Source organism: Nitratidesulfovibrio sp. HK-II, from assembly GCF_003402415.2.
Lineage (GTDB): Bacteria > Desulfobacterota > Desulfovibrionia > Desulfovibrionales > Desulfovibrionaceae > Cupidesulfovibrio.
In genome coordinates, this window is the sequence record NZ_AP036014.1 from 1960399 (window position 1) to 1981814 (window position 21416).

Below are 21416 nucleotides of genomic sequence, written 5' to 3' on the forward strand. Positions count from 1 at the left end.
CCTTGCGGGCCGGACAGCCAGGATACCGAGGATTAGATGGGCATCAAGACCTTCGAGCAGGTGTTGGAAGAGGTGAGGGGCAAGGCGATTCTGGTGGCCAACCGGGGCATCCCGGCCCGCCGCATCTGCCGCTCGATCCGTGAACGCTTCGATGCCGTGGCCGTGATGACCGCCACCGACATCGACAAGACCTCTCCGGCCGCCTCCGCAGCGCAGGAGCTACTGCTGCTCGGTTCCGACCCCAGAGCGTATCTGGACATCGACCACATCATCGCGCTGGCCAAACAGCGCGACATGGTCGCCATTCACCCCGGATGGGGCTTCGCTTCCGAAGACGAACGCTTTCCCGCCAAGTGCAAGGCCGCCGGTCTGACCTTCATCGGGTCCACCGCGGAGGCCATGAACCTGCTCGGCAACAAGGTGCAGGTCCGCAAGCTTGCCAAGAAGCTGAACATCCCCGTCGTTCCCGGCTCCGAGGGGGCCGTGGACATTCCCACCGCGCGCACCATCATCAACGAGATCGGCCTGCCGGTCATGCTGAAGGCGGAAGGCGGCGGCGGCGGCCGGGGCATTTTCGCCATCCATCGCGCCGAAGAGCTTTCCGACGCCTTCATGAAGGCGTCCACCATGGCGCAGGCATCGTTCGGCAACCCGCGCCTGTACGTGGAAAAGTACCTGCCTTCGGTGCGCCACATCGAAATCCAGGTCATCGCAGACATGTACGGCAACGTGTTCGCCTTTGACGAACGCGACTGTACCGTGCAGCGCAACCACCAGAAGCTCATCGAGATCACGCCCTCGCCGTGGGCGGGCATAACCCCCGAGCTGCGCGAACGGCTGAAAGAATACTCGCGCATGCTGGTGCGCGAGGTGGGTTACCATTCGCTGTGCACCGTGGAATTCCTGGTCACCGCCGACGGCACGCCGTACCTCATCGAGGTGAACACCCGCCTGCAGGTGGAGCACGGCATCACCGAATGCCGCTACGGCATCGACCTGGTGGAAGAGCAGATCGCCGTGGCCTTCGGGGCCAAGCTGCGCTTCACCGAGGAAAACACCGCCCCGCAGCACGTGGCCATGCAGGTGCGCATCAACTGCGAGGACCCGCAGAACCACTTCGCCCCCAACTCGGGCCTGGTCAGCCGCTACGTGTCGCCCGGCGGCCCCGGCGTGCGCCTGGACTCGAACATGTGCGCGGGCTACGAGTTTCCGTCCAACTACGACTCGGCGGGATCCTTGCTCATCGCCTACGGGCAGGGCTGGGAAAAGGTGCTCGGCATCATGGAGCGCTGCCTTGGCGAGTACGTCATCGGCGGCATCAAGACCACCATCCCGTTCTACAAGCAGGTGCTGAAGCACCCCAAGTTCCGCGCGGGCGACCTGGACACCAACTTCATCGCCAACACGCCGGAACTGATGTGCTACTCCGACCTCGCCCCCGAGGCGGAGCGCCTTGCGCGCCTGGTGGCCGAGGTTTCGGCCAAGGGTTACAACCCCTACGTGCAGTTGGGTGAATACCGCACCCGCGAAACGCCGCGCATGCCCCGCTTCGAGCCGGTGCTGCCGCACATTCCCGGCGCCGTGCGCCGCGCGCCCTCGCCGTATCCCACGGGCGACCGCACCGCGCTGCTGGACTACCTGCGCGACGCGGGCCACGTGCACTTCACCGACACCACCCCCCGCGACATGACCCAGTCGAACAGCGGCAACCGCTTCCGCCTGGCGGAAGACGCGCTGATCGGCCCGTATCTGGACAACTGCGGGTTCTTCTCCATCGAGAACGGCGGCGGCGCGCACTTCCACGTGGCGCTCATGGCCAACATGACCTACCCGTTCTCGGAAGCGAAGGAATGGAACCGCTTCGCGCCCAAGACGCTGAAGCAGATCCTCATCCGCTCCACCAACGTGCTGGGTTACAAGCCGCAGCCCAAGAACCTCATGCGCATGACCGGCGAGATGGTGTGCGATACCCACCACATCATCCGCTGCTTCGACTTCCTGAACCACATCGAGAACATGCGCCCCTTCGCGGAAGTTGCGCTGAACCGCACCGACGTGGTCTTCGAGCCCGCGCTGTCGCTGTCGTGGGCCAAGGGCTTCGACGTGGACCACTACGTGGGCGTGACGGAAGAAGTGCTGCGCATGGTGGGCAGCGTGGCCGGGGTGGGCCCCGACCAGGCCGCGAAGCAGATCATCCTGGGCCTGAAGGACATGGCGGGCATGTGTCCGCCCCGGTTCATGACGGCCCTGGTCACCGCCCTGCGCAAGCGCTGGCCCTCGCTGGTGCTGCATTACCACCGCCATTACACCGACGGCCTGTTCGTGCCTTCCGTGGGTGCGGCCGCCAAGGCGGGCGCGCACATCGTGGACGCGGCCCTTGGCGCTTCGGTGCGTTCGTACGGGCAGGGCGACGTGCTGGCCACGGCCGCCTACCTGGAAGACGAACTGGGCCTGAAGACCAACCTGAACAAGAACATGATCCGCGACTGCAACTTCGTGCTCAAGCAGATCATGCCGTACTACGACCGCTACTGCGCGCCGTACTTCCAGGGCATCGACCACGACGTGGTCGAGCACGCCATGCCCGGCGGGGCCACCTCGTCGTCGCAGGAAGGGGCCATGAAGCAGGGGTACATCCACCTTCTGCCGTACATGCTCAAGTTCCTGGCGGGCACCCGCAAGATCGTGCGCTACCACGACGTGACGCCCGGCTCGCAGGTTACCTGGAACACCGCCTTCCTGGCCGTGACCAACGCCCACAAGCGCGGCGGCGAGGAAGAAGTGCGCTACCTGCTCGAAGTGCTGGACCACGTGGCCCGGCACGACGAGGCCGAACTGACGCCGGAAATGCGCAAGGCGCGCCTGTCCATCTACCAGGACTGCAACGACGCCTTCCGCAACCTGCTGCTGGGCCGCTTCGGCAAGCTGCCCCTCGGCTTTCCGGCCGACTGGGTGTACGAAAGCGCCTTCGGCAACGAATGGAAGAAGGCCATCGCCTCGCGCACGGAGGCTTCGCCCCTTGATTCGCTGACCGACGTGGACCTTGCCGCCGAAGAGCGCGGCTACGTCGAGATCATACGCCGCAAGCCCACGGAAGAAGAGTTCGTCCTGTACCTGAACCACCCGGGCGACGCCATCAAGACCATCCAGTTGCGGGCTCGCTTCGGCAACCCCAACAACCTGCCGCTGGACGTGTGGTTCGAGGGCATTGCCCCCGGCGAGGACCTGAACTTCCTCGATTCCAACGGCAAGCCGCACCATCTCGCGCTGCTCAGCATCTCGCGCCCCAACGAAGCGGGCATGAGCGTGGTGCGCTACGTGCTGGACTCGGAATTCATGAGCTGCGAGGTGCAGGTGGCCAAGGCCGCCATCTCCGACGCCAAGGGCACGGAAAAGGCCGACCCGTCCAACCCCATGCACGTGGCCGCGCCCAGCAACGGCGACCTGTGGGTGATGTACGTGCACCCCGGCGACGTGGTGAAGGCCGGCGAAGAGCTGTTCAACATCTCCATCATGAAGCAGGAAAAGGCGGTGCTGGCCCCGGTTTCCGGCATGGTCAAGCGCGTGCTGAAAACCGCCGACTACCGCGAAAGCAAGCAGATGATGCCGGTACGCGAAGGCGAGCTGATCGTGGAGCTTGGGCCCATCCCGCGCACCTGCCCCAACGCGGCGTGCTCGCGGCCCATCACCATGGAAGGCATCGACTTCTGCCCCTACTGCGGCGAGGCCTTGAATCCATAAGCAGACATTCCGCGCGCGGCCCCGGCACCACTGCGGGCCGCGCGCGGATACATCCTTCGGCTGTATCAGGCACCGCCCGGCCCGGCTTTCACGGGCCGCGGGCGACGATGCGAGAACCCCCCATAAGGAGACCGGCACCCCATGCCAGCCCCCTGCATGATACCCACCGGCTGATCACAACGCCCCGCGCGTGGGACAAGACCGGCATTTTCGGGTATCGGACCTTCAGGCAAGCGTTTCTATCCCCCATAGGAGGATTCACGAATGGGCAAAACTCCGGTTGAAAAGCCCGCGGCCAAGGCCGCCAAGGCTGGCGCCGAGATTTCCGAACTCACCAAGAAGCTGGTGCTGACCGGCGCCGACATCGTGCGCATCGGCGATGACGCCGAACTGCTGGTCGGCGGCAAGAACTACAACACCGCCATCATCAGCCAGGTGGAAGGAATCCGCGCACCCGAGTTCCGCGCCATATCGTCGCAGGCGTTCCACATCCTGCTCGACGAAACCAAGGTCAACGCATCGCTCGTCCGCGCCACCGTGGACAAGGAATACAACCGCATCGACTGGAACGACCCCGAGATCAACAAGGATTCGGAGTTCCTGCAGAAGTTCGTTCGCAACCTGGCCAAGGAAATCCGGACGCAGGCGTCCGCCAAGCCGGGTGAAACCCAGATCAAGCTGCGCACCTTCGTCAACAACGTGGTGGAAGGCTTCGCCACCTCGCCGGAAGGCATCGACCAGCTGCGCAAGCGCTCGGTGCTGGTGCAGGCGGGCATCCTGTGCGTGGAACTGCCCAAGGAAGTGGACGAATGCGTGCGCGCCGCCTACCGCTCCATCTGCAAGGAAGCGGGCGCGGAAGACGTGCCCGTGGCCGTGCGCTCCTCCGCCGCCGGTGAAGACTCGCGCAAGAAGGCCTTCGCCGGGCTGCAGGACACCTACCTGAACATCGTGGGTGAAAGCCGCGTGTCCGCCGCGTACCACTGGGACTGCGCATCCGCCTACAACCTGCGCTCCATGACCTACCGCCGCGAGGCGATCCTGGACGCGCAGGCCCGCGCCGAAGCCACCGGCGACGAATCCATCGCCATCAAGGCCAAGCAGGAATGGGCCATCGAGAACACCTCGCTCTCGGTGTGCATCATGCGCATGATCAACCCGGTCATCTCCGGCACCGCCTTCAGCGCGGACACCGCCACCGGCTGCCGGGGCACCGCGCGCAAGGACCTGGTGGGCATGGACGCCAGCTACGGCCTCGGCGAGGCCGTGGTGGGCGGCATGGTCACCCCGGACAAGTTCTACGTCTTCCAGCGTGACGACGGGCCCGAGGTGGTCATCCGCCAGATGGGCTGCAAGGACAAGAAGATCGTCTACGACGAGAAGGGCGGCACCAAGAAGGTGTCCGTGCCGGAAATCGAGGCCTTCCGCTGGTCGCTTTCGCTGGCCCAGGCCGAGCAGGTGGCCAAGGGCGTGCGCGCCATCAGCCGCGCCTACGGCGACATGATCATGGACACCGAATTCTGCATCGACTCGGCCGACCGGCTGTGGTTCGTGCAGGCCCGCCCCGAAACCCGCTGGAATGAAGAGCTGGAAAAGCACCCGCACACCATCTTCATGCGCCGCCGCGAGGTGGACCCGAAGGCGGCCACCCAGGCCGAGGTGCTGCTGGAAGGCAACGGCGCGTCGCGCGGGGCCGGGCAGGGCAGGGTGAAGTTCCTGCGTTCCGCCCTGGAACTGAACAAGATCAACAAGGGCGACATCCTCGCCGCCGACCGCACCGACCCCGACATGGTGCCCGGCATGCGCGTGGCCGCCGCCATCCTTGCCGACGTGGGCGGCGACACCAGCCACGCGGCCATCACCTCGCGCGAACTGGGCATCCCCGCCGTCATCGGCATCCAGCGCCTGGAAATCCTGCGCGCCCTGGACGGCCAGGAAGTGACCGTGGACGGCACCCGCGGCCGGGTGTACCGGGGCATGCTGCCCCTGCGCGAAGTGGGCGGCGAGATGGACCTGTCCAAGCTCCCCCCCACCAAGACCAAGGTCGGCCTGATCCTGGCCGACGTGGGCCAGGCCATGTTCCTCTCGCGCCTGCGCGAGGTGGAAGACTTCGAGGTGGGCCTGCTGCGCGCGGAATTCATGCTGGGCAACATCGGCGTGCACCCGCAGGCGCTGGAAGCCTTCGACAGCGGCGAACTGGACCACGCCGTGCAGGCCAAGCTGCGCGAACTGGACGCCCGCCTTTCCAAGATCCTGCGCGAACAGCTTGCCGCCGGGCTCATCGCCATCGACATGAAGCTGCGCGAGTATGCGGGCCACATCACCGGGCTGTCCGCAGAGATAGAGGCCCTGGCCTCGCGCGAGAATCTGCGCGGCACCGAACAGGTGCTGGTCATGCACCGCAAGATGCGCGAACTGGACCATAAGCTGGACGAGCATGTGGAACTGGCCACCCGCCGCATCGACATCCTGAAGACGTCCATTGACCTTGAAGACCACGTGCGCGTGATCATGGGCTACGACGACCAGTTGGCCATGCTCAACGGCATCGACCCGGACACGGTGAAACGCCGCGCCGAGATAGAGGCCAACGTGCGCGCCCACGTGGAGCGCATCGAGGACATTCCCGCCGTGCAGGACGCGCTGGCCAAGATCGCACGCCTGCGCCACGAGGTGGGGCTGCGCAGCGGCCTGCAGAAGGAAATGGACGACATGCGCGCCGTGCCGGACAAAATCCGCGCCCTGATCCGTTCACGCGGGTTCCGCACCGGCAAGGAACACTACGTGCAGACCCTGTCGCAGGGCCTGGCCCTGTTTGCCATGGCCTTCTACGGCAAGGACATCGTCTACCGCACCACAGACTTCAAGTCGAACGAGTACCGCAACCTGCTGGGCGGCAACCTGTTCGAGCAGATCGAAGACAACCCCATGCTGGGCTTCCGCGGGGTGTCGCGCAACCTGCACGACTGGGAAATCGAGGCATTCAAGCTGGCGCGCGGGGTGTACGGCGGGGTCAACCTGCAGCTCATGCTGCCCTTCGTGCGCACCCTTGAGGAAGCGCGCTCCATGCGCCGCTACCTCGAGCAGGTGCACAAGGTTAAGAGCGGCGTTGACGGACTGAAGATGATCCAGATGTCGGAAATTCCGTCCAACGCCGTGCTGGCCAAGCAGTTCATCGAGGAGTTCGACGGCTTCTCCATCGGCTCCAACGACATGACCCAGATGGTGCTGGCCACCGATCGCGACAACGCGCGCCTTGGCCACATCTATGACGAGGAAGACCCGGCCGTTGTCTGGGCCATCCTGGTCACCATCTTCACCGGCCAGAAGTGCGCCCGCAAGGTGGGCTTCTGCGGCCAGGGCGTGTCCAACAGCAAGATACTGCGCGGCCTGGTGGCCATCGCGGGCATCGTGTCCGCCTCCGTAGTGCCCGACACCTACTACCAGACCAAGCTGGACATGGCCGAAGTGGAAGCGGAGAACATCCCCACCTCGGAACTGGGCACTTGGCTGCGCGACCAGCACCTGGCGAACCTTCGCGCGCTGCTGGAGGAAAAGGGCTACGGCCACATCCTCAAGAAGTACACCCAGGCCGAAGACCTGATGGACTGGTACGAAGGCGAACTGCGCCGCCTGCACGAACTGCTGCGCGAAAGCCTGGAAACGCCCAAGGAGAAGTTCTACCGCTCCGAGCTGGAACAGTTCCGGGCCACCTTCCACAAGCCGGTCATCTACGCCACCTGGAACTGGTCCAGCACCGTCTCCGACGCGCTGCACCAGGCCGGGTTCGCCAACTTCGAGGAGCAGGCCAAGGCCCTGGAGGCCCAGCGCGCCAAGAAGTGGTAGACGCCGGTCGCGGCACCCGTTTCACCACGCCCTGCGCTCACGCCGCCGGGTGATGGCCGGAACGACATCGCCAGTAAATGCCGACACACGGCATGCGCCACACGCGTGCCGGAAGCACGTTGAAGAGAAAAGGACGGGCGGTCTTCGGGCCGCCCGTTTCTCTGTATCCCGCTGCTGCAGCTACAGGGCGCTTTCCCATGCCGGAGGAAGGCGCCCTTGCCGTGCTTCGGCCGTCCCTCCGCCTGATCCTTCCTGCATGACGGTCATCCTGCGAACACAGATTGTGCTGAGCTAGTTATTACCTGACAGTAGGCCCTCCGAAAGGAAGTGGTCATGCCGTGCCCGACTGGGGTAGCGATGAGGTTGCGAAGCGTCATCAACCACCAGCAAGGAGACCGACATGACCACTGGCAAGAAGGTAGCACGAAGGAAGTTGAGCCTGCTAGAGCTTGCAAGCGAACTGGACAACGTGAGCAAGGCGTGCCGCATCATGGGGTATTCGCGGCAGCAGTTCTACGAAATCCGTCGCAATTACCAGACGTTCGGGGCTGAAGGGCTTGTGGACCGCCTGCCGGGACCACGAGAACCGCACCCGAACCGGGTGGATGAGGCGACGGCGGAAAGGATTCTCGCGTACAGTCTTGATTTCCCGACGCACGGCCCGGTGCGCGTGGCCCAGCAACTGGTGCTGCAAGGTGTGCAGGTCAGTTCCGGGGGCGTGCGAGGCGTTTGGAGCCGCAACGGAATATTGACCCGACATGAACGGTTGCTGCGCCTGGAGCGGCATGTGCGGGATACCGGAATCTCCCTGAATGACGACCAGGTTCGCACTCTGGAACGATTTAGCCCGGAATTCCGGGAGCGCCATATCGAAACCCGGTGCAGCGGGGATCTGGCGGCCGTGGATACGTTTTTCGTAGGCACGCTGAAGGGCGTGGGAAAAATCTATATGCAATCGGCCAACAGCTGCCACAGCCGCTACGCCTTCGGCAGGCTGTGCACCAGCAAGCTGCCGGTTACGGCGGTGCATATGCTCAACGAGTCCGTGCTGCCCTTATTCGAGGAACACGACACGCCGGTCGTCACGGTGCTTTCGGATAATGGCCGGGAATTCTGCGGGCGTCCCGACAGGCATCCCTATGAGTTGTTCCTGCAACTGGAAGGCATCGAGCACCGGACAACCCGCATCAGACGCCCGCAAAGCAACGGCTATGTGGAGCGGCTGCACAGGACATTGCTTGACGAGCATTTCAGGATTCAGGGGCGCAGGAACTGGTACGAGTGCTTAGACGAAATGCAGACGGACCTGGACGTTTACCTGCACCACTACAACCACGAGCGGGCGCACCAAGGCAGAAACATGAACGGTCGGACACCCTACCAAGCCTTCCTCAATGGCCTTCCCGGAGGCCAGCCGGAAGAGGACAGCGAAGGGCAGCAGGCAGCCTGATCAGCGCCCCGCCGGGCACGGCAGTGTCAGGTGAATACTATCTCTGTACATACAGGGGGCTTTTACTTTGTTAGAGCAGCCAGCAGCAGCAAACTCTAAAGTGATTTGTCACATGTTCTATCCAAAAAATTGCCTGCCAGTTTCGCACCTGCCTTGAATCGCTTCCAAAGAAGCACCATTCCTGTGGCAAGCAACCAGAGAGCGAGCATTTTGGCCGCAGTGCGGTTAAAGAAAAATGCAAATTTGCATCCGAACTGTTCGAGGTTGCCGATCAAGATGACAACGGTTGTGGCTATTGCGAACAGGGCTATCCACTTGGGCAATACTTTCGTTTTCAGTATCGAGATACCGAAAAACAGAAACATCATAGACGAAAAGAGAAACTGAGCATGTTCGGCAATCGATTCGCCGACATAGGTATTCATCGCTTTGAAAACGAGATCGATATCAGCTGCGTCGAACTGGCCTGTTGCACGCAATTGCCCAAGAGAAGGAAATAGGATGCTGTACCTGATGATACCTGTAAACAGTAGCACTCCTGCGACTATGCCACAGCACTGTCCGAACTTTGAGTAAACGCGCTCCCCAGAATATTCCAGGAGCATTCCAAAGATAATTGCAAAAAAGAACATGCTTATTCCGGCACCACCTACGCCGAAGTAGTACAGAAATGGCACGATGTGGCGCAACTCGTGAATCCTTTGCAGAATGACGCCCGGCTCGGCGCGGATGATATCGGGATACCCAAAATAATATTTCAACCCCATGATGCCAAAAACAACACATAACCCACCACAAAGACCGGCTATCCCACCAGCGGTGTGAAGCGTTCTCACTACATTCATAGCAAAACCTCCAAAAAAGTTTAGCAGCTAAACCTTTGATGAAAAAATTACTTCCCAGCAAAGTCGGCGACCATGTCAACGACGGATGCAAACGCCTCGACGTCATTATCCGACATTTTTTCAAGCCTCGAAAGTATGTCACCCACAAGAGCCATTTCATGCCTCTCATGTTCTTCGTAAGCCTTCCAGCCAAGCGCTGTCAGGTAAAGCTCATGAACTCGGCTATCGTTTGGATGATAACGCTTCTCTAGGACCTCCTTGTTCAAAAGTTTTGTGGAAAGTTGCGAAACAGCCCCTTTAGTGACTTTGAGTATGTCGGCAATCTGCCAAGCGGTGACTCCCGGATTCTGCCCAATCATCTCAATAAGATGTATCTCGGCTTTATGAAAGTCCATCCCCGCGTAGCTTCTGGCTTCTCGCTTTCCGGCGGTGAGGATATGAATGAGTCTCTTGAGCGAAAGAAACAGGGCTTTTCGTGAATCGTTCATGAACAGATAGTATAGAAGCTAAACAATCATGTCAAGCAGGCTTTAGAGCCTAAGATCGGCGCGAAAGCCTCCCACACAGGTCCCCACTCAACGGGGCTTGGTGAAGAAAAAGTTTTTGACAACAAAGACTTACCATTTCACCCAAAAGACCAACGTCGTCGGATTGCCCGGGGCTAGAGCTCTAGAAATTCTACTATCCTGGGGGGGGATCGCTCCAGAGGAAGAACAGGATGTGCTGAGCTAGTTATTGCCTGACGATTCTCAACAAGGCTCCCGCCCTGATATGGCGTGCAGGAACCGACGGCCAGTGCGACTGGTTCAACGAAACCTGGCTCGCCTTTACTGGCAAGAGCATGGCACAAGAGCGCGGTGACGGCTGGACGGCTGGCGTTCACCCAGAAGACGCCGAGAACTGCCTCCGTACATACGAAAACGCGTTTTCGCAGCGCCATCCGTTCGAGATGGAATACCGCCTGCTCCGCCATGACGGCACCTATCGCTGGATCGTCGACTTCGGAAAGCCGCTGTACGCAATCGACGGGGAGTTCGTTGGATACATCGGCTACTGCTACGACATCACCGAGCGCAAGCAGGCCCTCGCGGAACTTACAGAGGCAAAAAGCAACGCGGAGAAGGCCAGCAAGTCGAAAAGCGAGTTCCTGGCCAACATGAGCCACGAGGTGCGCACCCCCCTCAACGGAATTCACGGCATGCTGCAACTGCTTCTGACCCTTTCCCCAGAAGGCGAACAGGCTGAATATGCAAGCATTGCCATACAATCGTGCGAACGCCTCACCAGCCTGCTATCGGATATTCTGGATCTCTCTCGGGTAGAGGCGGGCAAGCTTGCCATTCAGTCAAAGCCCTTCAACCTGCGCGAGACGCTACGCAATGTGGACGACCTCTTTCGCCCTAATGTCATCAAGAGTGGTGTGCATCTGAACATGCAGGTTGCGTCTTCAGTGCCAGCCATGCTCGTTGGTGACGAACTGCGACTGCAACAGATATTGAACAATCTTGTGGGCAATGCCTTCAAGTTCACGGATTCTGGCCAGATCAGCGTGGAGGTGTACCCCCTCTGGTCAGCAGAGCCGAATGAATGCCGTCTGCTGTTCGCGGTATCGGATACCGGCATCGGTGTTGCGGCAGAGCATATTCCCCACCTGTTCCGGCCGTTCGAGCAGGCAGGGTCCGGCTACGCGCGCAGACATCAGGGGGCGGGCCTGGGGCTGTCCATATGCCGCCAGTTGGTTTCTCTCATGGGTGGGGACATCACATTCGAAAGTGAAGCAGGGGAGGGGTCAACCATCCTTTTCTGCATCACGCTACGGCGCGACGCGGAAGCAAGTGCGGCTTACGAAGAGGCGGCGGACAATCCCGCGCGACTTGCCGGGCTCCGTATTCTGCTTGCCGAGGACGACGCCGTGAGCCGCCTTGCCTTCGGCAGACATCTCACGCAGTGCGGCGCCCAGGTCCTAGAGGCCGGAGACGGCAGGCAGGCGTTGGACCTGCTGGCGCGGGAGCATGTTGACGTAGTCGTCATGGACATCCAGATGCCGGACATTGACGGCCTTGAGGCTACAGCACGATTGCGCCGTGGCGATGCTGGGGAAGCGAACCGTCATGTTCCGCTCGTCGTCATGACGGCATACGCCATGACCGGTGACCGGGAACGATTCCTGGCCATCGGGGCTGATGGCTACCTCGCCAAGCCTGCTACCATGGCAGCCTTGCGCGGCGCCATCAGCGAGGTTCGAGCCCGCAGGCTGGGGGTGGACAAGAGAGCGTCGGCCATTTGAGGGCTGGTGTGATGAAAGCTTCAGCAACCGGAGGAGGCATAGGGCAGGGGCGTGCACGTGCGCCAGTCCCCGTCGGATACGGTGCGCTCGCCAGTTGCCGTCGGGCCTGCCTCTTAAAGTGATGAGTGAAGGTTGTCGGTTCTTGCCGTGCCGTTGGGGGGCACGCCTTCACGAATGCTTCGCAACATTCTGAACACCAATAAAAACGGGGGGGCCATGCCCCCCCGTCATGCACTCGGATGGCCTTTCCCTGCCTCGCCTCTTGTCTCGGCAGGGGGCGGCGCTACTTCAGGCGCGAGGTCACGTTGTCCTCGATCCAGTGCGGGTCCAGCCATTCCACGGGCTGCACCTGCACCCCGCTGATGGTCACGCCGAAGTGCAGATGGTCGCCGCCCGCCATGCCGGTGGTGCCGGTCTTGCCGATGACGTCGCCCTTTTTCACTTGTTGGCCCACGTTGGCCGAAATCTCGCTGAGGTGCGAGTACAGGGTCTGCAGGCCAAGGCCGTGGTCGATGATCACGAGATTGCCATAAATGCCCAGCTGCCCGGCAAAGACCACGCGCCCGCTGTTGGAGGCGGGCACCTCGGCCATGGCCAGCGAGGCGAAGTCCAGGCCCAGGTGGGTCTGGTTGTCCACCTTCTGCCCGTTGTAGATGTAGCTGCGGTTGTCCGCGAACCCGGCCCGGGTGGCCGAGTTGGGCAACTGCAGGAAGGCACCGTGCCAGAGCATGTTGGGAGCGGTATCCTTGCCCACTTCCAGCAGCTTGCGTTCGTTGGAGGTGCGCAGTTCGCTGTTCACCTTCAGGAAGCGCTCCAACTGGGTCATTTCGCCGGGCACTTCCTGCTCGAACTCGGGCATCTTGCTGGTCAGGAAGTTTTCGGAAAGATTGATGTTGTCATGCCGGAATACCTTGTCCAGCGGGCGGATGACCAGGCGGCTGGCCATGGCGTTGCCCGAAAGGTCCACCGCGGTTATTTCCGGCGCGTACTGGGCCATGGTGAGAAAGTGGGGGAAGGCGAAGAAGCAGAGATAGTCGCCGCTGGGCTGCCGGAACCCCGGAAAGTACAGGTCGCCCACCTTCACGCCGGTGCGTTCCACATCCTCGTTCACCGAATAGAGAATGGAACCGGTGCCGCCACGCCGCACGTAGGGGGGCATGCTCTTCACCGAAACGCGCGGGGGCTGGGTGTCGAGGCGCATGGGGTAGACCCGGGTGGTGGTGTTGCCCTTGCCGAACCCGGCCAGCGAGGTGTCGGTCGCGCGCACTTCAAGGTCGAACGCGCCGTCCTTCAGGCCCGCGTCCTTCAGATTGAAGGTGACGCGCTGTTCGCGGCGACCGTCTGAAAAGGCGCTGTCGAGCACGACCAGAGAGTGCGAATTTTTCTTCACCGTGACGGAGACGGACCGGATGCCCGACTTCTTGTCGCGCAGGGTCAGCGCCAGGTCCTGATGCGGCGAGGCGCGCCCCGTGTCCGGGGTAAGGATGACTTCCGGCCCTTCCATGTCCTGGAAGAGCATGAAGCCGCCGATGCCGAGCAGCCCCAGCAGGGCCGCGAACACGATCACGATGGAAAGATTCTTTGCTGCAGTCATGTCTCCTGATCCTTTCAAGTGAAAAGCCGCCCTGAAAGCCGGGCGGCTCGTGTCGGAACCTTTGGGGAATGGCTTCGGTGCTGGCGCGCGCTCCTGATTTCCGGCTGGCCGGCAGGGATTGCGGATTTGCTACGGATGCTCGACCGCGTCCAGCAGACTGATGGTCAGCTTCAGGAAGTCGGCCTCGGTCACGATGCCCACCAGGCGGTTGTCCTCGGTCACCGGCAGGCACCCGTACTTGTGGTGCAGCAGCAGTTCGGCCGCGTCGCGCAGCAGGGTGCCGGGGTGCACGCACACCACGTCGGTGCGCATGATCTCGCCTACGGGAATGCCGGAATCTATCTCGTTCTGCACCGCCTCGTCCACGTCGGCGAAGCGGGAAATGGTGGCGGACAGGATGTCGCGGTGGGTCAGCAGCCCCTGGAAGTCGCCCTTGGCGTCCACGATGGGAATGTGCCGGATGCGGGCCAGCTGCATCAGCGAACGGGCCGCCCGGAGCGAATCGGTCTTCTTCAGGGTGAAGAGGCCTGTGGACATCAAGTCGCCGACGTAGAGCATGGCTTCCCCCACATGCATGTTTCGCGAAGTGTCGCATACTCCGCGCATAAGTCAAGCAAGCCCGGGCGCGACATGCGCCCGGTTGCCCATTGCGCCCGGCCGCGCAACGTCCACCGGCGGGCAGACATTCACCCGCCCGATTGACGCCGGAGGCAAAATCTGTTTTCCAAGCCATGCCGGGGCCGTAAGGACGAAGCGACTCGCAGCGCCCGTCCCCACGCCTTTGCCCCCTTCCGCAGTCCGCCCGATGCCTCGCCGACGCGACAACGCCCGCCACGCGGCGTCCGCACGGCCTTGCGGCCCTGTCGCGCGTGTTCACGCGCAGGCGCGCCGTGCCGAAGGATGAGAAGGCAGCCCGCGCGACCGTTCGCGATCGCCCCATCGGCGTGTGCGGCCGGATTTCCGGCGCGGCGGCCACGGCCCCGGCAGGGCACCCATTCCCAAAAAGGACCGCGCATGCTCGACATGAAGCGCAACCGCGAGCGCATGGTGAAACAGCAGTTGGAGACGCGCGGCATCACCGACCCGGCCGTGCTCGTGGCCATGCGTTCCGTGCCGCGCCACCTGTTCGTGCAGGAAGCCCTGCGCGCGCAGGCCTATGAAGATCACCCCCTGCCCATCGGACATGGCCAGACCATTTCCCAGCCGTTCATCGTGGCGCTCATGTCGCAGATCATCGAGCCGCAGCCCGGCCTGCGGGTGCTGGAAATAGGCACCGGTTCGGGCTACCAGGCCGCCGTGCTGGCCGAAATGGGCATGGACGTGTACACGGTGGAACGCATCCGCGAACTGCATGGGGCCGCGCGCGACCTGCTGCGCACGCTGAAGTACCGCAAGGTGCGCCTGAAGCTGGACGACGGCACCCTGGGCTGGCCAGAGGCCGCCCCCTACGACCGCATCCTGGTCACGGCGGGCGGGCCTGAAGTGCCGCTGCCGCTCATCGAGCAACTGGCCGACCCCGGCATTCTGGTCATCCCCGTGGGCACCAGCAAGCGCATGCAGGAGCTGGTGGTGGTGCGCAAGCAGGGCGGCCGCGTGGTGCGCGAAAGCAAGGGCGGGGTGGCCTTCGTGGATCTTGTGGGCACCCACGGCTGGCGGAATTGACGCGTACTCGCCGCACAGGCGTCGCTCGCAGTGCGAAATCGCACGAGGGCGCCCCGGCACCTGCGGTTTCCGGCCGCATACGGCTTTTTCTCCGCCTGACTACCGTTCCTTTCCCTCCCGTTCTGCCCTCGTTTCGCCCCTGTTTCGCCCCTGTTTTGCTTGACGGGGCGGCGCGATTCATTACCTTACCGGGGCGGGGGAAGCCCCCCGCAAAACGGCCGTCCGCGACAGCGAGCGGCTGCGCGCAACCGGCCCGCCACCGTTCTGAAACCGGGCCGCCATCACGCCGCGACCACATCGAAATTCCCATGGTCGGCCATGCCACGCGGCGGGCCACCACAGACAAGGAGCATACCGTATGTCCTCGTGCAGCACCTGCCCCTCGGCCAAGAACAAGGCCGAAACGGGCAAGCCCAGCGCCGGCATGGCCATTCAGGACGAGATCATCTCCTCCACGCTGGGGCGGATCAGATACAAGCTCTTCATCATGAGCGGCAAGGGTGGGGTGGGAAAAAGCTCCGTCACCGTGAACACGGCGGCGGCGCTTGCCGCGCGCGGCTACAAGGTGGGCATCCTGGACGTGGACATCCACGGGCCCAGCGTGCCCAACCTGCTGGGCCTGCGCGCGGGCATAGAGGCCGACGAGCGCGGCGGCCTGCTGAATCCCGCGAAATACAACGACAACCTGTTCGTCATCTCCATGGATTCGCTGCTCAAGGACCGCGACACGGCGGTGCTGTGGCGCGGGCCAAAGAAGACGGCTGCCATCCGCCAGTTCGTGTCCGACGTGAACTGGGGCGACCTTGACTTTCTGCTTATCGATTCCCCCCCCGGCACCGGCGACGAACACATGACCGTGCTGAAGACCATTCCCGACGCCCTGTGCGTGGTGGTGACCACCCCGCAGGAAATCTCGCTGGCCGACGTGCGCAAGGCCATCAACTTCCTGCAGTATGCCCAGGCCAACGTGCTGGGCGTGGTAGAGAACATGAGCGGCCTGTACTGTCCGCACTGCGGCGGCGAAATCTCGCTGTTCAAGAAGGGCGGCGGGCGCGAACTGGCCGAGAAGTACGGCCTGACCTTCCTGGGCGCGGTGCCGTTGGACCCGGCCACCGTGGTGGCCGCCGACCGGGGCGTGCCCGTGGTGATGCTGGAAGAGGATTCGCGCGCCAAGCAGGGCTTTCTGGAACTGGCCGACAACATCGCGGCCGCGTCCGAGAACAGCCTGGAAGCTGTGGCCAGCACCCACGCCTGATCCCGTCTGCGAAAGTTACCGGCGCGGGGCGTGCAACGGCGCGCCCCGCGCGACCTGCTTTCCATAACTTTACCTGCCTTTCACGACACCGGCGGCATTCCCGCCACAGCATGACGCCCACCCGCCCTTTGCCAGCGCGGCGAAGTATGCTAGGAACACCCTCATGACGCAGCAACCAAGCCCCCTCAAGCGGATGTTCAATCTGGCCAACCGCATCACGCTGGCGCGCATCTTCATCGTGCCCGCCATCGTCGTGCTGCTGATGTTTCCGGGCCGCATCACCTGCCTGGCGGCGGTGGTGCTGTTCGCGCTGGCTTCGGCCACCGACGTCATCGACGGCCACATCGCGCGCCGCTCGAACATGGTGACCAGCTTCGGAAAGTTCCTGGACCCGCTGGCGGACAAGATACTCATCGGGTCCGTGCTCATCATGCTGGTGGAACTGGGATGGATTGCCGGGTGGATCGCCATCGTGATCATCGCGCGCGAACTGATGGTCACGGGCCTGCGCGCCGTGGCCGCCGACGAGGGGCTGGTCATCGCCGCCGACAAGTTCGGCAAGATGAAGACCGTCATGCAGATGTTCGCGCTGGTGCCGCTGATGCTGCACTTCCCCTGGTTCGGGCTCGACCCCAACCCGGCAGGGCAGTTTATGCTTTACATCGCGTTGTTTCTCACGGTATTTTCAGGCTTCAACTACCTGTATACATTTTACGGAAACTGGCTCAAGGAAGGCGCCGGACGGGCATAGCCCGCAATGGCGGGGCGCATGGCCGGAGACGCATTCATGCAGGATCACGAGGGACTGCACAGCAGGCTGAAGAACTGCCTGCAGACCATCCTTGAGCTGGAACCCGACCTGGAACGGTTGGAGCTTGGGGGTGAACTGATGCAGGAGTTCACCGTGCTCAAGTCGTTCATGGAACGGCTTGACGCCGTGCTGCTGGACGAGGACGATGTGCGCCGCATAGAGCGCGCCACGGCGAATTTTCTGGAAGAACTGAAGGGGCCGGTTTCCGCCATGCGCCGTCGCGGCGAGCAGCATCGGCTGCTGCAGTAACCGAAGATGTTCTGGCGTCGCCTGCTCATCGGCCTGTCCGTGGCCCTCAACGTCGTCCTGCTGTACCGCCTTGTCTGGAGCGGGCAGGGCATAGTGGCCTACAAGGCGCTGAAGCAGCAATGCACCGCCATGGAGACCCGGCTGAAGGATCTCGACGCACGCAACCTGGCGCTCAGCCGTGAAATACGGCTCTTGCAGGCGGACGGAAAGTATGTCGAAAAGATGATCCGCAAGCGGCTGAACTTCGTGAAGGACAACGAAATCCTCTACATCTTCCCCGAGACGCAGGTGGAAGCGGCCACACCGGGAGCCGGATCTGATGAAGGCAAAAATTGAGTGGTATCAAGAGGTACTTGAACTCGAACCGAGTTCTAAGGTCTTTTTTCCGCTCGCCCGCCTGCTGGCCGAAAACGGTCAATCCGATGACGCCATAGCCACCCTGCGCCAGGGGCTGGATCGCCATCCCGAATTCATCGAAGCCCGCCTTTTCCTTATCGAACTCTTGCATGCAAGCCACAGGGACGACCTGCGCGACGGCGAGGTGGGCAAGCTGGCCCGTCTGCTGGGCGCGTATCCCGGTTTCTGGGACGCCTGGAGCGCCTGCCTGGCCGCAGGGGACAAAGGCCGCGACACCGCGCTGGCCCTGGCCTTCCTGGCCGCCTCGTTCCGCTCCGGCCCGCAGGGCGCGCTGTCGTGGACGGCAGTCATAGAGCACGGCCTGCGCGCCATGCTCGGCGGCAACGGCGCACAGGCTCCGTCCACCGCACCTTCTCGTGCCGCTGCAGCCCCCTCCGTCTCACCGTCCGCGCCTTCCGATTCCGGGATTTCCGAAGCCCCGGATTTCGTGCGCCTGCAGGATGCGCCGGAAGTGCGCGACGGATTCGCCGTGTCCGCCGCAAGCGGCGCAGCCGAAGCGCAAGACGCGCAGGACGAGGAAGAGGAACATTTTTCGCTGCGTACCCGCTCCATGGCCCAGGTGCTCTCCGAACAGGGCGACCTGAAGGGCGCTCTCGACATCTACGAGGAACTGCTGGCCGCAGCGGGCAGCGACGAAGAACGCGCCGACATCACCGGCGTGATCCAGGAACTCACCAATCGCCTCAAGTCCGCAGGGGAGGGAAGCCAGCGGCAGCAGGCGATCGACGAGGGGCAGCCCCTTCAGGGCAAACACAAGCTCATCCACATGCTCGAATCGCTGGCCGAGCGCCTAGAGGCGCGCGCGCAGGGATAGCGGGCAGGAACATCCGTACCGAAACCCACGCGCGGGGATACCGCGCGGCAGCCGTGCGCGTCCTTCGCCATGAAGGGGGGAACGGGGCAACGCCCCGCGCCACGCGGACTGCCGCAGATCGCAACGATCCATTCAGGAGAAAGAGAGTGCAGCGAGTCAACAAGGCCGCCTGTCTGCTGCTCGCGCTGGGCGTGCTGCTGGCGACGGGGTGCAAGCACGAGACCAAGGAGTACTGGAAGGACACCCGCCGGTACTACCGCGAATACCTGAACACCCCGGCCAAGCTCGACCTTGAGGACAAGGGCGAGGTGGAACCCGCTGAGGCCCGCCTCGCCGAAGGGTTCGCCGGCATCGACATCCAGCTTCGCGCCCTGGAGCGCGCCTTGGAAAACAGCGACCGCAAGCCCGACGCCGCGTGGGCCAAGCAGATGTTCCAGCGCTTTCCGTGGATCAGCGGCCTTGCCGCCGTGGACAGCACCGGCAACGTCATGGCCCAGCAGCCGGACGCCCCCATGAAACCCCTGGACTTCACGCCCCTGCTGCAGGAAGACGCCAAGCAGAACATGCGCGCCCTGCGCGGCTACGTCCAGGAAACGCCCCTGGGCTCCGAAGTGTACGTGGGCGTGCCGATCTACGTGGGCTCCGATTTCCGGGGCCTCGTCATCGCCCATTTCGACATGCGCGCGCTGCTGCCGTATTCGTCGCGCCCTGCCGACCTGATGATCGCCGCCCCCGGCCAGGTCGTGTGGCCCGGCCGCTTCGACGCACAGGCCACCCCCATCGCCTCCACGGATTGGGACAAACTGGTGACCGAACACGCCTACGGCTCCGTTTCCAACGGCAATGGCGAGTTTTACTGGGTGTCGCGCTACCTCGGCAACCTGCCGCTGGTCTTCGCCGTGCCCGAAGCGGGCAGCTTTCCCGAAAAGCCGGAACAGCTTGCCATCCTCAAGCAGGCCACCGCGTTGGGTTCGGCCAACGCCCCCAACGAGCCGGTGACCGAAATCCAGCCCGCCTATCCCGAACTTGACGAATCCGAGGGCAGCATCCTGACCAAGCCCGCGCCGCAGGCGTCGGACGATCAGAAGGTCAAGGAAGAAGCCATCCGATAAGGTTCGCGTCGCGCCGGGGCGTGCCCGCTTCCGCCATGCGGCGGAGGGCGCGTCCCGGCGCGCGCCGTTTCTGGCCCTTTTTGCCATCCGCCGGGCCGGTTGCGCCCGGAAATCGCCACCACCGCGCCGCACGGGTCGCGGTTTCGCCAGGAGCATTCCATGCCAGAGGTCACCGTTACCGAGCACCTGCTGCTGCACCAGAAGCGTTCACCCGCAGCCACCGGCCAGTTCACCACCCTGCTGAACGACCTTATCCTGTCCGCCAAGATCATCGCCCGCAGCGTGAACAAGGCGGGTCTGCTGGACGTGCTGGGCGGCACCGGCGAGGTCAACGTGCAGGGCGAGAACGTGCAGAAGCTGGACGAATTCGCCAACCGGGTGCTCATCTACCGCATGGAGCGCTCCGGCGCGCTGTGCGCCATGGGGTCCGAGGAAAACGCCGACGTCATTCGCGTTTCCGAAAAGCTTACCCGGGGCGACTACATCCTCATCTTCGACCCGCTGGACGGCTCGTCCAACATCGACGTAAACATCAACGTCGGCACCATCTTCTCCATCCTGCGCCGCAAGTCGCCCTCGGGCGACGACGCCACCATGGAGGACGTGCTGCAGGCCGGCACCGAGCAGGTGGCCGCAGGCTACATCCTGTACGGTCCCTCCACCATGCTGGTATATTCCACCGGCCAGGGCGTGCACGGCTTCACCCTGGACCCCACCGTGGGCGAATTCCTGCTCTCGCACCCCGACATCCGCATTCCCGAGCGGGGCAAGATATACTCGGTCAACGAGTCGTACTGGCACTACTGGGACGACGCGACCCGCGAAGCCGTCGGCTACTTCAAGGGCACCGCCAACGAGCGCGGCAAGCCCTATTCGTTGCGCTACGTGGGTTCGCTGGTGGCCGACTTTCACCGCACCCTGCTGTACGGCGGCATCTTCATGTATCCCATGGATCAGCGCGACCCCCAAAAGCCCCAGGGCAAGCTGCGCCTGCAGTGCGAAGCCTCGCCCCTGGCCTTTCTGGCCGAGCAGGCTGGCGGCCAGGCCACCGACGGCACCGGCCGCATCCTGGACATCAAACCCCAGGTGCTGCACGAGCGCGTGCCCCTGTTCATCGGTTCGCGCCGCGACGTACAGGCCGTGACCGACATTTACACCCGACACGCGAAGTAGGGCGGGGCACTGGATAATTACGGAAGAAGCAACCGGGGGAGGGGAAGGAAACATTTGCGACACCCGTTGGTGAGCGAAGCGAACCTTACGGATGGCGACCGCAGCGCGAAAATGTTTCCTTCCCCTCCCCCGTACCCCCTCCCCATCTTTCCAAACTTTTTAA

At 63.1% G+C, this 21416-nt stretch carries 16 protein-coding genes; 12 read left to right on the plus strand and 4 right to left on the minus strand.

The genetic code is table 11. The annotated features are described in order from the left end of the window. The first annotated feature begins 36 nt into the window (after positions 1-36). The 3 genes from RVX_RS07920 (at position 37) to RVX_RS07930 (ending at position 9034) form a co-directional block, all read left to right on the plus strand. Complete coding sequence (locus RVX_RS07920) at positions 37-3741, plus strand: pyruvate carboxylase (protein WP_116305436.1); 3705 nt, start codon at positions 37-39, stop codon at positions 3739-3741. Between the two features lie 264 nt (positions 3742-4005). Next, positions 4006-7584 carry a PEP/pyruvate-binding domain-containing protein gene (locus tag RVX_RS07925; protein WP_116305437.1) on the plus strand — a complete coding sequence of 1193 codons (3579 nt, stop codon included), beginning with the start codon at positions 4006-4008 and terminating at the stop codon, positions 7582-7584. 400 nt (positions 7585-7984) lie between these two features. Next, on the plus strand, positions 7985-9034 hold the full coding sequence (locus RVX_RS07930) for an IS481 family transposase (RefSeq protein WP_116305438.1): 1050 nt from the start codon (positions 7985-7987) through the stop codon (positions 9032-9034). 95 nt (positions 9035-9129) lie between these two features. Here RVX_RS07930 and RVX_RS07935 read toward each other — a convergent pair whose 3' ends face one another. Together RVX_RS07935 and RVX_RS07940 are read right to left on the minus strand one after the other, a co-directional pair. Beyond that, positions 9130-9879, minus strand: coding sequence for a DUF4386 family protein (locus RVX_RS07935; RefSeq protein ID WP_116305439.1), 750 nt, complete (start codon positions 9877-9879; stop codon positions 9130-9132). A 47-nt stretch (positions 9880-9926) separates the two neighbouring features. After that, positions 9927-10367 (minus strand): MarR family winged helix-turn-helix transcriptional regulator, encoded by a 441-nt coding sequence (locus RVX_RS07940; protein WP_116305440.1) that lies wholly within the window; start codon positions 10365-10367, stop codon positions 9927-9929. A gap of 257 nt (positions 10368-10624) precedes the next feature. Here RVX_RS07940 and RVX_RS07945 point away from each other — a divergent pair, with 257 nt between their 5' ends. Next, a complete protein-coding gene (locus tag RVX_RS07945) occupies positions 10625-12166 on the plus strand; it encodes a PAS domain-containing hybrid sensor histidine kinase/response regulator (RefSeq protein ID WP_268914472.1) in 1542 nt (513 codons plus the stop codon). Between the two features lie 283 nt (positions 12167-12449). Here the strand turns inward: RVX_RS07945 and RVX_RS07950 are convergent, their stop codons facing one another. Together RVX_RS07950 and RVX_RS07955 are read right to left on the minus strand one after the other, a co-directional pair. Continuing rightward, positions 12450-13760 (minus strand): M23 family metallopeptidase, encoded by a 1311-nt coding sequence (locus RVX_RS07950; protein WP_116305442.1) that lies wholly within the window; start codon positions 13758-13760, stop codon positions 12450-12452. Positions 13761-13889: 129 nt separating this feature from the next. Beyond that, entirely contained in the window at positions 13890-14318 is a 429-nt protein-coding gene (locus RVX_RS07955; RefSeq protein WP_007521827.1) for a CBS domain-containing protein, read from the minus strand. 456 nt (positions 14319-14774) lie between these two features. On the opposite strand from RVX_RS07955, the gene RVX_RS07960 reads away from it, so the two are divergent. The 8 genes from RVX_RS07960 (at position 14775) to fbp (ending at position 21253) form a co-directional block, all read left to right on the plus strand. Further along, a complete protein-coding gene (locus RVX_RS07960) occupies positions 14775-15422 on the plus strand; it encodes a protein-L-isoaspartate(D-aspartate) O-methyltransferase (RefSeq protein WP_172596544.1) in 648 nt (215 codons plus the stop codon). Positions 15423-15780: 358 nt separating this feature from the next. Beyond that, complete coding sequence (locus RVX_RS07965) at positions 15781-16677, plus strand: Mrp/NBP35 family ATP-binding protein (RefSeq protein ID WP_007521820.1); 897 nt, start codon at positions 15781-15783, stop codon at positions 16675-16677. A gap of 193 nt (positions 16678-16870) precedes the next feature. Further along, a complete protein-coding gene (pgsA, locus tag RVX_RS07970) occupies positions 16871-17428 on the plus strand; it encodes a CDP-diacylglycerol--glycerol-3-phosphate 3-phosphatidyltransferase (RefSeq protein ID WP_116305443.1) in 558 nt (185 codons plus the stop codon). A gap of 36 nt (positions 17429-17464) precedes the next feature. Further along, complete coding sequence (locus tag RVX_RS07975) at positions 17465-17737, plus strand: hypothetical protein (RefSeq protein WP_043608096.1); 273 nt, start codon at positions 17465-17467, stop codon at positions 17735-17737. 6 nt (positions 17738-17743) lie between these two features. Further along, positions 17744-18073: an FtsB family cell division protein gene (locus RVX_RS07980; protein WP_007521816.1), complete on the plus strand. Its 330-nt coding sequence runs from the start codon at positions 17744-17746 to the stop codon at positions 18071-18073. Beyond that, positions 18057-18968 (plus strand): tetratricopeptide repeat protein, encoded by a 912-nt coding sequence (locus RVX_RS07985; protein ID WP_116305444.1) that lies wholly within the window; start codon positions 18057-18059, stop codon positions 18966-18968. Before RVX_RS07980 ends, RVX_RS07985 begins: the two co-directional genes overlap by 17 nt. Positions 18969-19114: 146 nt before the next feature. After that, a complete protein-coding gene (locus RVX_RS07990) occupies positions 19115-20080 on the plus strand; it encodes a PDC sensor domain-containing protein (protein WP_116305445.1) in 966 nt (321 codons plus the stop codon). A 159-nt stretch (positions 20081-20239) separates the two neighbouring features. Further along, entirely contained in the window at positions 20240-21253 is a 1014-nt protein-coding gene (gene fbp / locus RVX_RS07995; RefSeq protein ID WP_007521811.1) for a class 1 fructose-bisphosphatase, read from the plus strand. The last annotated feature ends 163 nt before the right edge of the window (positions 21254-21416 follow it).